This is a genomic window from Brumicola blandensis (assembly GCF_031846165.1).
GTDB lineage: Bacteria > Pseudomonadota > Gammaproteobacteria > Enterobacterales > Alteromonadaceae > Glaciecola > Glaciecola blandensis.
In genome coordinates, this window is the sequence record NZ_JAVRIE010000001.1 from 1,089,245 (window position 1) to 1,103,910 (window position 14,666).

The 14,666-nt window shown below is 42.8% G+C and carries 15 protein-coding genes; 8 read left to right on the plus strand and 7 right to left on the minus strand.

Annotated features, from left to right (window positions below):
- Positions 1-11 precede the first annotated feature (11 nt).
- Positions 12-335 carry an ATP-dependent Clp protease adapter ClpS gene (clpS, locus tag RM544_RS04755; RefSeq protein ID WP_311360612.1) on the minus strand — a complete coding sequence of 108 codons (324 nt, stop codon included), beginning with the start codon at positions 333-335 and terminating at the stop codon, positions 12-14.
- A 217-nt stretch (positions 336-552) separates the two neighbouring features.
- Between clpS and cspD the strand changes: the two genes are divergently transcribed.
- From cspD to RM544_RS04790, 7 genes are all read left to right on the plus strand, one after another.
- Positions 553-774 (plus strand): cold shock domain-containing protein CspD, encoded by a 222-nt coding sequence (cspD, locus tag RM544_RS04760; protein WP_311360613.1) that lies wholly within the window; start codon positions 553-555, stop codon positions 772-774.
- 106 nt (positions 775-880) lie between these two features.
- Positions 881-1,525 (plus strand): pseudouridine synthase, encoded by a 645-nt coding sequence (locus RM544_RS04765; protein ID WP_432264468.1) that lies wholly within the window; start codon positions 881-883, stop codon positions 1,523-1,525.
- A gap of 199 nt (positions 1,526-1,724) precedes the next feature.
- Positions 1,725-2,888, plus strand: coding sequence for a tRNA 2-thiouridine(34) synthase MnmA (gene mnmA, locus RM544_RS04770; RefSeq protein ID WP_311360614.1), 1,164 nt, complete (start codon positions 1,725-1,727; stop codon positions 2,886-2,888).
- 14 nt (positions 2,889-2,902) lie between these two features.
- Positions 2,903-3,529 (plus strand): high frequency lysogenization protein HflD, encoded by a 627-nt coding sequence (gene hflD / locus RM544_RS04775; RefSeq protein ID WP_311360728.1) that lies wholly within the window; start codon positions 2,903-2,905, stop codon positions 3,527-3,529.
- A gap of 23 nt (positions 3,530-3,552) precedes the next feature.
- Entirely contained in the window at positions 3,553-4,929 is a 1,377-nt protein-coding gene (gene purB / locus RM544_RS04780) for an adenylosuccinate lyase (protein ID WP_311360615.1), read from the plus strand.
- Between the two features lie 83 nt (positions 4,930-5,012).
- On the plus strand, positions 5,013-6,197 hold the full coding sequence (locus RM544_RS04785; RefSeq protein ID WP_311360729.1) for an adenylate/guanylate cyclase domain-containing protein: 1,185 nt from the start codon (positions 5,013-5,015) through the stop codon (positions 6,195-6,197).
- The gene (locus tag RM544_RS04790) at positions 6,194-7,357 is read left to right on the plus strand and encodes a JmjC domain-containing protein (protein ID WP_311360616.1); all 1,164 of its coding nucleotides are present in this window, start codon (positions 6,194-6,196) and stop codon (positions 7,355-7,357) included. Before RM544_RS04785 ends, RM544_RS04790 begins: the two co-directional genes overlap by 4 nt.
- Positions 7,358-7,476: 119 nt before the next feature.
- Here the strand turns inward: RM544_RS04790 and RM544_RS04795 are convergent, their stop codons facing one another.
- On the minus strand, positions 7,477-9,705 hold the full coding sequence (locus RM544_RS04795; protein ID WP_311360617.1) for an NADP-dependent isocitrate dehydrogenase: 2,229 nt from the start codon (positions 9,703-9,705) through the stop codon (positions 7,477-7,479).
- 433 nt (positions 9,706-10,138) lie between these two features.
- Between RM544_RS04795 and RM544_RS04800 the strand changes: the two genes are divergently transcribed.
- Positions 10,139-10,600 carry a YchJ family protein gene (locus RM544_RS04800; protein ID WP_311360618.1) on the plus strand — a complete coding sequence of 154 codons (462 nt, stop codon included), beginning with the start codon at positions 10,139-10,141 and terminating at the stop codon, positions 10,598-10,600.
- Positions 10,601-10,625: 25 nt separating this feature from the next.
- Here the strand turns inward: RM544_RS04800 and RM544_RS04805 are convergent, their stop codons facing one another.
- The 5 genes from RM544_RS04805 to prmC form a co-directional block, all read right to left on the minus strand.
- A complete protein-coding gene (locus RM544_RS04805) occupies positions 10,626-11,270 on the minus strand; it encodes an esterase/lipase family protein (RefSeq protein ID WP_311360619.1) in 645 nt (214 codons plus the stop codon).
- Positions 11,271-11,279: 9 nt separating this feature from the next.
- Positions 11,280-12,314, minus strand: coding sequence for a lipoyl domain-containing protein (locus tag RM544_RS04810; protein WP_311360620.1), 1,035 nt, complete (start codon positions 12,312-12,314; stop codon positions 11,280-11,282).
- Between the two features lie 45 nt (positions 12,315-12,359).
- On the minus strand, positions 12,360-13,199 hold the full coding sequence (kdsA, locus tag RM544_RS04815; RefSeq protein WP_311360621.1) for a 3-deoxy-8-phosphooctulonate synthase: 840 nt from the start codon (positions 13,197-13,199) through the stop codon (positions 12,360-12,362).
- 20 nt (positions 13,200-13,219) lie between these two features.
- A complete protein-coding gene (locus RM544_RS04820; RefSeq protein ID WP_311360622.1) occupies positions 13,220-13,597 on the minus strand; it encodes a SirB2 family protein in 378 nt (125 codons plus the stop codon).
- A 140-nt stretch (positions 13,598-13,737) separates the two neighbouring features.
- Complete coding sequence (gene prmC, locus RM544_RS04825) at positions 13,738-14,664, minus strand: peptide chain release factor N(5)-glutamine methyltransferase (protein ID WP_311360623.1); 927 nt, start codon at positions 14,662-14,664, stop codon at positions 13,738-13,740.
- Positions 14,665-14,666: the final 2 nt, after the last annotated feature.

Genomic DNA, 14,666 nt, shown 5'->3' on the forward strand with positions numbered 1-14,666 from the left:
CTTCCCCTTAATTATAGCGCCGGTTCCATTGTACACATCAATGGATGTTGGTTCTTGCGTGAATATTGATTCACTTGCATCACTTTTGTTTCTGCTATCTCTGCAGTATATATGCCACAAACGGCTTTGCCATGATAATGAACTGTCAACATCAGCTGATTCGCTTTTTCGGTATCCATATTGAAAAAGGTCACCAGAATTTCAATAACGAAATCCATAGGCGTGTAGTCGTCGTTGTTCAGCATCACCTTGTACATCGGTGGCGGCTCAACTTTCTTTTTGACTGTGTCGAGTTGCTTCTCGCCGTCAATATTAATGGTGTTTTCTCTAGTCATAGTTACTATAATAGTGTTAAAAGTGAGAACAAGAACAGTTTTTTAATCATTTTGTTTTTAAGTTGCTTTTAAGTGTAATTTAGACTTGACAACAAGTGGTCAAAAAACCTACAGTTTTAAATAGTGATGCTTCAGCAGTGAGTCACACCTTTCGCTTATCTTCTATTGTGAGGGCAAGCTAGTGGTATTTCAAGGTTCAAGAAAAGGAAGTAGTAGTATGGCAGTCGGCAAAGTTAAATGGTTTAACAATGCTAAAGGTTTTGGTTTTATCGTCCCAGAAGATGGTGGTGAAGATATTTTTGCTCATTATTCAACGATTAAGATGGATGGGTATCGCTCTCTGAAAGCAGGCCAAGAAGTGACGTATGAAGTTCAGCAAGGGCCCAAAGGTTTACATGCTGAAAACATTGGACTCAGCGACGACGAACCAGAAAGATAAAAACCTGGCGAGTATAAAGCGAAAAAGAAATGAAAAAGCAGGCTTACGTCTGCTTTTTTGTGTCATAATTTCGTCATCTACATGATGAACGATACAGTTGTCACCTGTGAAAAACACTCGAAATACTTTTTATCGCCAAAAGTCATCCACCTCGACAAAAGCGAAAAGATCTAAACCCTCTCATGGCGCTCAACAGCAAAATGGGCTTAAGCCCAAAGACCGGAAGGTACTGCTGTTCAATAAACCTCACATGGTACTCACTCAGTTTACCGACCAAGATGGCAGAGCCACTCTCAAGGATTACGTCAATATACCCGATGTTTACGCAGCAGGTCGTCTAGATAGAGATAGCGAAGGTCTTCTCGTGCTGACTAATGACGGTAAACTTGCACACAAGATAGCTGACCCAAAACAAAAAACTGAGAAAACCTATTGGGTGCAAGTGGAAGGTGAACCCAGTGAACTAGACTTGGATAAACTGCGTCAAGGCGTTGAACTCAAAGACGGTATGACCGCTCCAGCGAAGGTTTCTATGATGGCAGAGCCAGATGTGTGGGAAAGAGATCCCCCTGTGCGCTTTAGAGCAACAATACCAACGACATGGTTAAGGATCGTGATTAAAGAAGGCCGAAATCGCCAAGTACGCAGAATGACAGCGCATATCGGTTACCCTACTTTACGTTTGATTCGGTATCAGATTGGCGAGTGGACCATTGACAACATTCCCTCTGGCCACTTTGTTGAAATTTAAGCTACTCCACTTACGTTTATATGTATTACCGACTGTTATTGCTTTGCTTATCCTAAGTTAAGCTAATATAGACAAATTATCGCTATGAGAATGCTATAAAAAAGTAATATTTATTGGTACAATCCGTGCCCGAATTTACATGTGTACTAAACCCCTGTTTAGCGCTTTTCCCAATATTGCGAATTAAGGTAATTTGTCATTGACTAACACGCAGCAAAGTAATCAAAAACCCAAATCTGAAACCAAAGTAATCGTTGGCATGTCTGGCGGTGTCGACTCATCTGTATCTGCCTACTTGTTGCAACAAGAGGGATATCAGGTCGAGGGGCTTTTCATGAAAAACTGGGAAGAAGATGACAACGATGAATATTGCGCAGCAGCGGAAGATTTGGCTGATGCTCAAGCTGTTGCTGACAAACTTGGCATTTATTTGCATACCATCAACTTTGCAGCTGAATATTGGGATAATGTTTTTGAGTACTTTTTGCAAGAATACAAAGCAGGTCGGACGCCTAATCCCGACATCATGTGTAACAAAGAAATTAAATTTAAAGCCTTTTTAGAATTTGCAGCAGAAGATCTAGGTGCAGACTACATTGCAACTGGTCATTACGTTCAACGTCGTTATGAAGACGGCATATGGAAAATGATCCGCGGAAAAGACAGCAACAAGGACCAAAGCTATTTCTTGTACACGCTGAGCCACGAGCATATTGCTAAAACGCTGTTTCCTGTGGGTGACATTGAAAAGCCTCGAGTACGCGAAATAGCAGAACAACAAGGGTTAGTTACCGCAAACAAAAAAGATAGCACTGGCATCTGTTTTATCGGCGAAAGAAAGTTTAAAGACTTTTTAGCCCAATATTTGCCGGCTAAACCCGGCATCATTGAAACAGCTGAAGGTGAAGAGATTGGCGAACACGAGGGCTTGATGTATCACACCCTTGGCCAACGCAAAGGTCTATTAATAGGTGGTAAAAAAGAGCACGGTGATGAGCCGTGGTATGTGGTCGACAAAGATGTTGCTAGGAATGTGCTCATTGTCGGTCAGGGTGCCAATCACCCTCGCTTATTCTCAGACGGACTCGTCGCTAGCCAATTGCATTGGAATGACCGCAAAGGTCCGCAGGAACCGATAAAGATGTCGGTAAAAACTCGCTATCGCCAAGAAGATATAGCCTGCCTAGTGGAGCCGCATTTAAATGGTACTGTGACAGTGCATTTCGATGAGCCACAAAAAGCCGTCACGCCAGGTCAATCTGCGGTTTTTTATCAAAATGATGTCTGTTTAGGTGGTGGGATCATTGACGGGTATATCGTTAATAATGAAGTCCAAACCATGCCCTCCGCTGGTAACCTCTAGGAACAATACACATGATGATAAGCGCTGATATTGAACGTCAACTCGCTTTAGCTGGTGTATGTCAAGCGGCTGCGCTGGTGAAAAGCATAGCACAAACCGGTGAAGCTGATGCCGCAGCGGTAGAAGCGAGTATTTCGAGCATTTTAGTCGTTAACCCTGATAGTCCACAGCAAGTATACGGCTCCTTGCCAAACTTAAAGTTGGGCTTCATGACCTTAGTTGAGCAATTGAATAACGATACTCGTCAAAAAGATGCTCAAATAACCCGTTATGTTGCGTCGATTTTAAGCTTAGAGCGTAAACTATCGAAAAACAAAAAAGCACTTGGCGAATTGGGCGATCGAATCTCTCATGTGCAGAGACAACTCGCGCATGTTGATTTTGAGCACCAACAAATCATGTCATCTTTAGCGAGTGTTTATACCGACGTTGTCAGCCCCCTAGCCCATAAAATCCAAGTCGCTGGCGGTCAGCAACACTTAGGGCAAATTACCAATCAGCACAAAGTGCGGGCGCTACTACTAGCAGGTGTTCGCTCGGCCGTACTATGGCGACAAATGGGTGGTAAGCGTCGTCAAATACTATTTAACAAAAACCAAATTTTGAAAGCCGCCAAACAGGCTGTTCGAGTTATCAATTAATAAACCGTTTTTAAGGACCCATAATGAATTTATCTGCACTTACTGCTTTATCCCCCGTTGACGGCCGCTACGGCAGTAAGACCAGTGAACTAAGAGAGTACTTCAGTGAATATGGACTGATTAAACAACGCGTCGTTGTAGAAGTTAGATGGCTCCAAGCCATGTCTAAACTTGAAGATGTGACAGAAGTACCCGCTTTTTCTGCAGAAGCAAATGCATTATTAAACGATATCGTCGACAATTTTTCCGAAACTGACGCTCAGCGCGTTAAGGACATCGAAGCGACTACTAACCATGATGTCAAAGCCGTAGAGTACTTTTTAAAAGAAAAAGTAGCGGGTAACGCTGAGTTAAACGCTATAAACGAGTTCATTCATTTTGCTTGCACTTCAGAAGATATCAACAACCTTTCCCATGCTTTAATGCTAAAAGGTGGCCGTGATGAGGTCTTATTACCCTATTGCGATAAACTCATTTCGGAACTCACTCGTTTAGCAAAAGAATACAAAACCATTCCTATGATGGCGAGAACACACGGGCAACCTGCTTCTCCAACTACCATGGGCAAAGAAATGGCAAATGTAGCCGTTCGCCTACGTCGCCAACGCGATCAAATAGCAGACATCGCTTTACTTGGTAAAATTAATGGCGCAGTCGGTAACTATAATGCTCACCTTAGCGCCTATCCAAACACTGACTGGCATAGTTTCGCAGCGTCATTTGTAGAGAGCTTGGGGATTACATGGAACGCCTTTACAACTCAAATTGAGCCGCATGACTATATTGCTGAATTATATGATGCTATTGCACGTTTCAACACTATCGTCATTGACTTCGACCGTGATATTTGGGGCTATATAGCACTCGGGCATTTTAAACAAAGAACGATTGCGGGTGAAATTGGCTCCTCAACAATGCCGCATAAAGTAAATCCAATTGATTTTGAAAATTCTGAGGGTAACTTAGGCATTGCTAATGCGATACTGGGACACCTTTCGAGCAAACTGCCGGTGAGTCGTTGGCAACGTGATTTAACTGATTCAACTGTGTTACGTAATCTTGGTGTTGGCTTGGCATACGCAGTAATCGCCTATCAAGCCACGTTGAAAGGCATCAGCAAACTGCAAGTAAATGAGCAAAGTTTAGCGGACGAGTTAGATAACAACTGGGAATTGCTAGCGGAACCTATCCAAACAGTGATGCGCCGCTACGGTATTGAAAAACCATACGAAAAACTCAAAGAGCTTACTCGTGGCAAAAAAGTCAACGCGACCGTTATGGCAGAATTCATCGACACCTTAGCATTACCGGACACTGTTAAGGCGGATTTGAAGCAACTCAGTCCTGCAAACTATATTGGTGATGCAATTAGGCTCGTTGACCAGTTGTTAAACGAGTAATTCTTTAACAAACTACTGTTGATGCGATGACTACTTAGGAAGAGCTTTAACAATGACTCACAAGGAAGTGTGTTGTGAACAAAATGATTAATCACCATAGCAATGGTCTTTTGCTAAGATGCATTTCACTGTGTCTTATAGGCATGGTTTGCTTGCAATCGATTAAGCTAGTTTGGCAAGCTGAGCTTATCGATATTCAAGCGCAGGTGATAAGTCTCCTAATTCATCTAATGTGCTTTATGAGTGCTAGCTTTTTAGCTTATAGCACTCATCGAACATTATCGAGGGTTCTACTCATTGGTGGCTTCATAAGCTTCCTTTGCACCGCTATCTTGCTGTGGCAAGCAGATTTACACATTCAATATTTTTTCATCGTCGGTTTGTTTGTTTGTCTCTTTTTATTTGAAGATTCAGAACGAATAGCAATGTGGGTAACTCTGTGCATACTCGGTGGATTATTTCTTTATTTTCAAATTATTCACGACTTCACCACACCCATTAATGCAGAGTTTACAGACGATATAGCAACCGTTAATGCCATTGTATTAGTACTCTCTTTTTTGGTTTGCGGCTTTTGGGTAAAACGACAACTCACTCATCAGAACACCACGACAAAACAAGAACTTATCCATACAAAAAAAGTGGTTGAGGCAATCATTCCCATGAATATGCAAGCTAATATTTCACATATAGCCAATAGGGACAAAAGTGCTCTTAACGTGGTAGAACATAATTATTGTGCTGTGTTGTTCGTCGATTTTGCAGGCTTCACTCCTTTTAGCTTGTCTATGTCTGATGCCGAACTCGTCAGCTTTTTGCATCGTGTTTATTGCGAGTTTGATGATATTGCTAGCCAATTAGATGTGACTAAAATTAAAACTAACGGCGACCAGTATATCGCTGCCATTGGTATTGAAAATACGAAACTAAATGCTTACAACATTAGTCAATTAGCCTGCTATTTTAGCTTGCAGTTGCAAAGTACTTTTGCAAAAGCCTGTGACAACAAGTTACGTTTAAAAATAGGTATTGCCAGTGGCAACGTACTGTGTGGAATTATCGGTAAACTCCGTCCAGCCTTTGATTTGTGGGGCAATAGCGTAAACTTATCGTCTCGACTAGAGTCTTCGGCTAAAGGTGGCGAAATTCGAGTCTGTCCACAAACTATGCTGTATAGTAAACAGCATTATGCATTCTCGGAAGAACAGAAAGTCGAGTTAAAAGGCATAGGTAATGTTACGAGTTATAAATTACTAGGGCACAAATGATACTGAAGCAATTAGACCAAGCGGTATTCCTTCGAGATTACTGGCAAAAGAAACCCTGCATTATTCGCGGTTTCATTCCTGACTTTAACGATCTAATCGATGAAAATGAATTAGCAGGTTTGGCCATGGAAGATGATGTCGACTCAAGAATTGTGTCCAATAACAATGGCCAGTGGTCGGTTGTTCAGGGCCCAATAGAGGACTTTGAGCAGCATTGTACCGGCAGTTGGTCCCTATTAGTTCAAAGTGTTGACCGCTTTATAGACGAGATTGATGAGCTAAGTGACATCGTGAATTTCATTCCGCATTGGCGACTAGACGACGTCATGATGAGTTATTCCGTTGCGGGGGCTGGTGTGGGTCCGCACATCGATGAATATGATGTATTTATTATTCAGGGAAGCGGTAGCCGACGATGGCAAGTAGGTTTGCCGGATGCATATGAAACGGTACTGCCTCACCCCCTATTGAGACAAATTAAGGGCTTTGAGCCAATTATTGACGAAGTCTTGTTGCCTGGTGATGTTGTATATATTCCTCCAAAACATCCCCACAATGGTGTAGCACTTGAAGCGTGTATGAATTACAGCATCGGTTTTAGAGCGCCGACCGATATCGAATTACTCACTGGACTCATTGATGAAAATGCATATGAGATCAAAGAACCACAAAGATATACTGATGCTGATAGCATACTTGCACGCGGCATCAATAGTATGCCTAGCGCTGTTAGCTCCCATGAAATAGCAACACTGAAATCTAGTTTACGAAAACTGCTTGAATCTAAGGAGACAGATCGAGCGATCATGCAATACTTGAGTCATCAAGCTCTACCCGATTGTGAACCTTTAAGTGAGCCCTATTCAGCAGAAGAAATTCAAGACAAACTGCGAAGCCGAGCACAACTAAATAGGTTGGCGGGTGTAAAACCTATCTATCAGTCAGAACAGGGTGATGAGCACTTTGAATTCTTTATTGATGGAAACATGTTTAAAACCTGTGCTTCTATACGACCAGTGATAGAAAACCTTCTAAACCAAAGAAACGTTGATTTGAGCCAAGCTTGTTTTGATAAAGCGGTAGAAGATCCGCATTTTGTCAGTATCGTAACCCAACTGGTCAACAGCACGTATTGGGATATAAGCGATCTCCTTAGTTAACGGTCTTTCCACAGTTAACTATCCCTTCATCTCTTCATGAGACTCAAAAAAAAAGCTAAGTCGCTCGACTTAGCTTTTCACAAAACATTGTGAGAGTCATACTCTCGAGACTACCAATATTATACCGATGCTAGTACTGAATTTAAGGTTGCGCTAGGACGCATCGCCTTCGCTGCTAGAGCGTCATCAGCAAAGTAATAACCATTGACGTCAACACTGACACCTTGTGCTTCGTTCAACTCCGTCACAATTACATCTTCTTGTGAAGTTAAGCTTTCCGCGATAGGCCCAAATTGTGCTTTCAAGTCAGCATCACCATCTTGTGCAGCAAGCTCTTGAGCCCAATATAAAGCTAGATAGAAATGTGAGCCACGGTTATCAAGTTCATTGACCTTACGCGAAGGAGACTTGTTTTCCTGTAGGAATTTTGCGGTTGCACTGTCTAATGTATCAGCAAGCACTTTTGCTTTAGGTTTGTCATAATTCACGCTTAGGTGCTCTAAGGAAGCAGCTAAAGCCAAAAACTCACCTAAAGAATCCCAACGTAAGTGATTTTCTTTTTCGAACTGTTGAACGTGCTTAGGCGCTGAACCGCCGGCACCAGTCTCAAACAAACCACCGCCATTCATTAATGGAACGATTGACAACATTTTAGCACTTGTACCTAACTCTAGGATTGGGAACAAATCAGTTAGGTAATCACGCAGTACGTTACCCGTCACAGAAATTGTATCTTCACCTTTTGCACAGCGCTGTAGAGTAAACTCGGTCGCTTCAACCGGACTCATTATCTGAATGTCTAAGCCAGCTGTGTCGTGATCCTTCAAGTAAAGGTTAACTTTCTTAATCATCTGCGCATCATGTGCACGGTCTTCATCCAACCAAAAGATAGCTGGCGTATCGGTTGCACGAGCGCGAGTCACTGCAAGTTTTACCCAGTCTTGAATAGGCGCGTCTTTTGCCTGACACATTCTCCAAATATCCCCCTCTTCCACTTCGTGTGACAACAAGGTATCTCCTGCGGTGTTAACAACACGCACAGTGCCCGCTCCTGACATGGTGAAGGTTTTGTCATGCGAACCATATTCTTCTGCTTTCTGTGCCATTAAGCCAACATTCGGTACGGTACCCATTGTTCTTGGGTCAAACGCACCATGTTTCTTACAGAATTCAATCACTGATTGAAAAACACCTGCATAGTTACGGTCAGGGATCATAAATTTGGTATCTTTCTGCTTACCATCCGGTCCCCACATTTGACCTGAAGCGCGGATAGCTGCTGGCATTGATGCATCAATGATAATATCACTTGGAACATGAAGGTTAGTAATACCGCGGTCAGAATCAACCATTGCCATCGGCGGACGAACGGCATACACAGCATCGATATCAGCTTCGATTTCGGCTTTTTTATCGGCTGACAAATTAGCAATTTTGGCATACACATCACCAAGACCGTTTTTAACGTCAACACCAAGTTCTTTGAAGGTTTCAGCGTGTTTTGCAAACACATCTTTATAGAAAACTTCTACAGCATGACCGAAAATCACAGGGTCAGACACTTTCATCATCGTTGCTTTCATATGCAGCGAAAGTAAAACGTCTTGCTCTTTCGCAGCGTTAATTTCTTTGTCAAAGAACGCCATTAATTTAGACTTGCTCATTAAAGATGCATCAATGATTTCTTTGTCTAATAGCGATACTTTTTCTTTTAGCACTGACACTTCGCCAGATTGGCTAACAAACTCAATACGTACATCTTGTTCACCTGAAATAGTAGTCGACTGCTCGCTACCATAAAAATCACCCGCTTCCATGTGTGATACATGCGATTTCGAATCAGCAGACCAAGCACCCATTGAGTGAGGGTTGTTTCTTGCGTATTGTTTTACCGAGCTAGGAGCACGACGGTCAGAGTTGCCTTCACGCAAAACAGGGTTAACAGCAGAACCTAATACTTTTGCGTAGCTTGCTTTGATAGCTTTTTGTTCGTCAGTTTTAGCATCTTCTGGGTAGTTTGGAAGCGCGTAACCTTTTGCCTGCAATTCTTTAATTGCCGCCTGAAGCTGCGGTATAGATGCACTGATATTCGGCAACTTAATGATATTGGCTGCAGGTGTCTTAGCAAGCTCACCCAACTCAGCAAGTGCATCGCCAATGCGTTGTTCTTCAGTCAGGTATTCTGGAAAGTTTGCAATGATACGACCAGCTAATGAGATATCACGCGTTTCAACTTCAATGCCTGAAGATGCTGTGTACGCTTTGATGATTGGTAACAAAGACTGGGTTGCCAATGCCGGCGCTTCATCTGTGATTGTATAGATAATCTTTGGTGTATCAGTAGTCATTAAAATTCCTAATGCTGGTTAACGTAAAGTAGATGTGCTTCAAAAGCACAGCCATGCGCAGTAATGTTTGCTTAAGAGCTAATTTGTTGTTTGTTTTCATCCAAAAACAAAAATTAACGCGACTTTTTTCAAACACAACGCAAAATTCTGGAGCGTGATTTTAAAGGAAATCGAAGCATTTTTATATAGCTATCAGACCAATTGCGCACATGAACCGAACTGATCGGACGAGTTATGAACAATTCCTGTTGCCGATAACCCGGGCAACAGGCACCTCAGGGCTCTCATCATGTCATTTTTTGTGTTTATGTAATAAAACAACAGTTTTTACATGATCACTTTCCCTCCCTTGAGTTTTAGCCCGCTATCAAACCGCTAAGCAATCTTTTATACTTCAATTTTTAAAATTTGGATGTTCTACGAAGAGGCCTTCATGCAATGCTACTGCGGAAGTAAAAAAGCGTTTGCGGAATGCTGTGAACCGATTATCGACAAGCGTTGCGCTGGTTCAGCGGAACAATTGATGCGTTCACGCTTCAGCGCGTACGCGTGTGGACGCTATGACTATATTTTGGCAACTTACACCCCTAAAAAGCAGCAAGATTTAACCATTGCTGAACTTGCTCAAAGTGCAGAAAATACAACATGGTTGCAGCTAAGAGTGCTCGATTCACAAACAACTAACACAACTGCTTCTGTTGAATTCATTGCAACATACCGCATGGCTAATGAATTTTGGCAAATGCACGAATGCTCTAGCTTCGAGCATATTGACGGACACTGGTTCTATAGTGAAGGTAAGGAAGGTGAACAAGCAGGCAAGCTCAAGCCAGAGCGAAACTCACTTTGCCCGTGTGGTAGTCTAAAGAAATTTAAAAAGTGTTGTTTAAGCTAAGACACGATCAAAAAATCAAGCTTACTTAGTGGACGAATTTACCGCTTTGCAAAAAGCATAAAACTTGTTCAATGACTTTTTGGTTTCGCATCATAAATGTGTGTGTAACCGGCAAGGTAACATGGTCTGCCATCCCCTCTAGCTTTGAGCTTTCTACAGACACTTTGCCATCATTAGGCATCGGTAGCATAGTTGACAATATTAAGTTGATACTGCGTGAGCCTGCGATAATACCTAATTCAAAATTTGCAGGGCCTAGTTGTGCAGGCAGGCCGTTTTCACTGGCTGATAATTGCAGTCCCGCCGGGCCGTTAATGGTTTTAAAGCCAGGTAAGGTATTTAAAGCATCAACAACTTCGCTACCTTGATTAGGTGGCCCTAACATCACAACCCTTCCAAGGTTTTCAAGTTCGTTGTCTTGTAAAAACTTTCTAACTAAGATGCCACCCATAGAATGTGTAACAAAATGGACTTTTGAATCAGGCGCTTGCTTCTCAATCGTTTTCTGGATAGCGATATCAACTAATGATTCTATGTCGTGTTTAGTGGACGGATAATCGACGTTTACAACATGGTAGCCTTCGTTTTCGAGCGCGGAAGCAAGCTTGTTCATCGAGCCGGCGTTGCGGGCCAAACCATGCAATAAAACGACTGTTTCTGCCTGTTTCATCAAGCGAGGTCACATAAATGTTGCGATGAATTGTTTAATAAGAGGTCCTAATCCAAAGTAGTGATAAGCCCCCGCAAGTATTCCTGCTGCAACGACCATTGCCATAAAGATAACAAAACCATCCTGTCGCTCTGTTTTTTCAGCTTCAGTTTGTGCGTCTGAATCGCTAGGTCCTTCAACGTCAGCATCTGTTTCCTCAGCTATAATGACTTCTGGAACACTACTTCCATTTTCAGCCAGTGCATCAGATGTACTTTCTTGTTGCTGGGCCTCTTGTTGGCCTGCTTGTTCAGTCTCTGCATCTAGCGTGAACACTGGGTCAATGCGCTCGTTCGATTCAGTAAGAGGTGCTTCAGTGGGCTGTTCTTCTGGTTCAGAAGTTTGCGCGGTGTTAGGCACTTCCTGTGTTGCTGATGCCCGTTTTTCATTGAGGTATGAATTAAGAGACAATTCGTCTTCTGGACTTAACGCGACTTCTACTTTGGAATCTGGATTGCTTTCTAGCGCTGCTTCATATTCAAGCTCTGCTTCAGGTTCAAGCTCTGCTTCAGGTTCAAGCTCTGACTCAGATTCAAGTTCTGCTTCAGATTCAAGCTCTGATTCAAGTTCAAGCTCTGACTCAGGTTCAAGCTCTGCTTCAGGTTCAAGCTCTGACTCAGATTCAAGTTCTGCTTCAGGTTCAAGCTCTGCTTCAGGTTCAAGCTCTGCTTCACTTGCCAGTTCTGGTTTAGGTTCGCCCGCCAATTCAGCGCTAATATCCGCTTCGATCATGGCTTGTATATGGTCAACATCTTCTTGATAGGTATCTTCGTCAGCATCTACCACACAAATGAGTGACTCTTGTTCTAAGCTCTCGCCAACTGCCACCTTGATCGACGTTATCACGCCATCTTCTGGCGCCACGATATCTAAGATGACTTTGTCCGTTTCAATTTCAAATAATACGTCTTCTCGTTCAACTCGTTGACCGACTTCACAGTGGATAGTTACCACTTTCACCTGCTCTGCATCCTCAGGTAAAATGGGTACTCTCATCTCAATCATGATTGTCTGTCCTTGTTCAGTATTCGAAACGTTAGGGTTTACTAATTATTTAATATTTAGGGGCTCAAAGCTTTTGATGAGTTCATCTACAGCTTTCATTTGCGACAAATATCCCTCTAACTTATCGAGAGGCAAGGCACATGGGCCATCACATTTCGCTTCATCAGGGTTTGGATGCGACTCAATAAATAATCCTGCAATGCCCAAAGCCATTCCGCTTCTAGCCAGTTCTGCCGCCTGTTGACGTCTGCCGTCAGCCGAATCTGTTCTACCGCCGGGCTTTTGAAGCGCATGCGTGGCATCAAAAATCACTGGAGCCATTGCCTTCATCTCGTCCATACCCAGCATATCAACCACCAGGTTGTTATAACCATAGCAGGAGCCTCGTTCACATAAAAGTACTTGCTGATTGCCAGCCTCAGCAAACTTATTAATGATATGGCGCATTTCATGAGGCGCTAAAAATTGCGGCTTCTTAACGTTAATGACTGCACCTGTTTCAGCCATTGCAACTACTAGGTCAGTTTGACGCGCTAAGAAAGCAGGTAGTTGAATGACATCCACAACTTCAGACACCGGCTTTGCTTGGTGCGGTTCATGGACATCAGTAATGATTGGCACATTAAATGTTTGTTTGATTTCTTCAAAAATCTTCAATCCCTCGTCCAAACCAGGGCCGCGGTAAGAGTTCACAGAGCTTCGATTCGCTTTATCAAAAGAAGCTTTAAAAACGTAGGGAATACCAAGTTTGTTAGTTACCTCGACATAGGTCTCTGCAATACTCATTGCCAGATCACGAGACTCTAAAACATTCATGCCTCCGAATAGAACAAACGGTGTCTTATTGTCGACATTGATATTCTGTACTTTTACATTGGAAATCAAATTACTTACCTTTTAATGACTTATGCTAAAAACGAAAACGGTTGTTTTGATACTGCAATAGAAGCAGTTAAGCCTACCCAAATGATGGCAGAGGCAAAACCAATGACGCGAGAACGGTTGTTTTTCGCCCATTTCAGTGCGAAAAGACCAGACACGATGTATAAAACGACACCAATGACTTTACTGGCAACCCAACCATCTACCTGCATCATACTAGACATGGTAAGCAACCAAACAGCAGAAGCTAATAACACTGTATCCACGACATGTGGCACAATTTTCAGCCATTTCTGTTGGAGCATCCCGTGCCCTTTTATCGTTAACACGAAGCGAAACGAAAACAGAGCTAGACTTATCACTACTGCCGTTACGTGAAGGTGCATTGCCATTTGATACATTTTATCTTCCTTTCATTTTTATTTTTATTGTTAGTGGTAGTGTTAGTGTTAGTGTTAGCTGTAATGTTAGTGCGCTCTAAACCCATGTTCAACTCGTCACAGCCACTTTATACAAATAAGAACAAAGAGTTTAAAACCGACTAGCCAGGAAATTTACCCATTGTTGCTCTATCTAATTTGTTTAAATCTTGTTTTGTTTCTACCTCGACAAACCCAGCTTGGTTCATCAATTCTTGTATAGCTTTCGACTGCTCAAAACCGTGTTCGATGAGCAAATAAGCGTTTGTTTTTAGAAACTTGCTTGCTTGGCTGATAATATGCCTGATATCAGACAAGCCGTCTAGCCCCGATGTCAACGCAGAATCAGGTTCAAAACGCAGATCACCGCGCTCTAAATAGCTAGAATCGGATTCAACATACGGCGGATTAGTGACGATCAAATCAAAACGCGCCTGCTCTTCAGGTCTGTTCAGCCTTGGCTCAAATGCGCTAAACCAATCACTGAGAATGCACTGTATGTCAATGCCGTTTCGTTTAGCATTGTCTTGCGCGAGAGCCACTATTGAGGGTTTAAAATCACAAGCTGTTACTTGCCAGTTAGCTCTTTCTGACTTTATCGCCAGCGCAATCGCGCCAGTTCCGGTTCCCATATCCAAGACCTGAGCATTTTCGCACAAGGGTAACCCAATTGCAGTTTCGACTAAGGTTTCGGTATCTGACCGGGGAATTAAGGTGTCTTTAGAAACGGCAAGTTCGAGCGTCCAGAAAGCCTGTTTACCCGTGATATAGGCGATCGGCTGCCCCTCTACTCTGCTCTGTAAACACGTGCTCAATCTGCTTAACTGAGCGTTTGTTAAACGCGTGTTGGCATGCGTGATCAATTGAACGCTAGATAGCTCGCAGGCATGCTCAAGGAGCACCTTGGCCTCAAAGTCAGGTTCATTGAACTCAAGTTCAGTTTGGTTTTCTCTCAGAATTTGTTTACTGAGCTTGAGCGCATCATCAACGCTGACACCAGGTTGAAGGCGCTCATTGATACGTGTACTTATGTCGACACTAGTTTGCATCT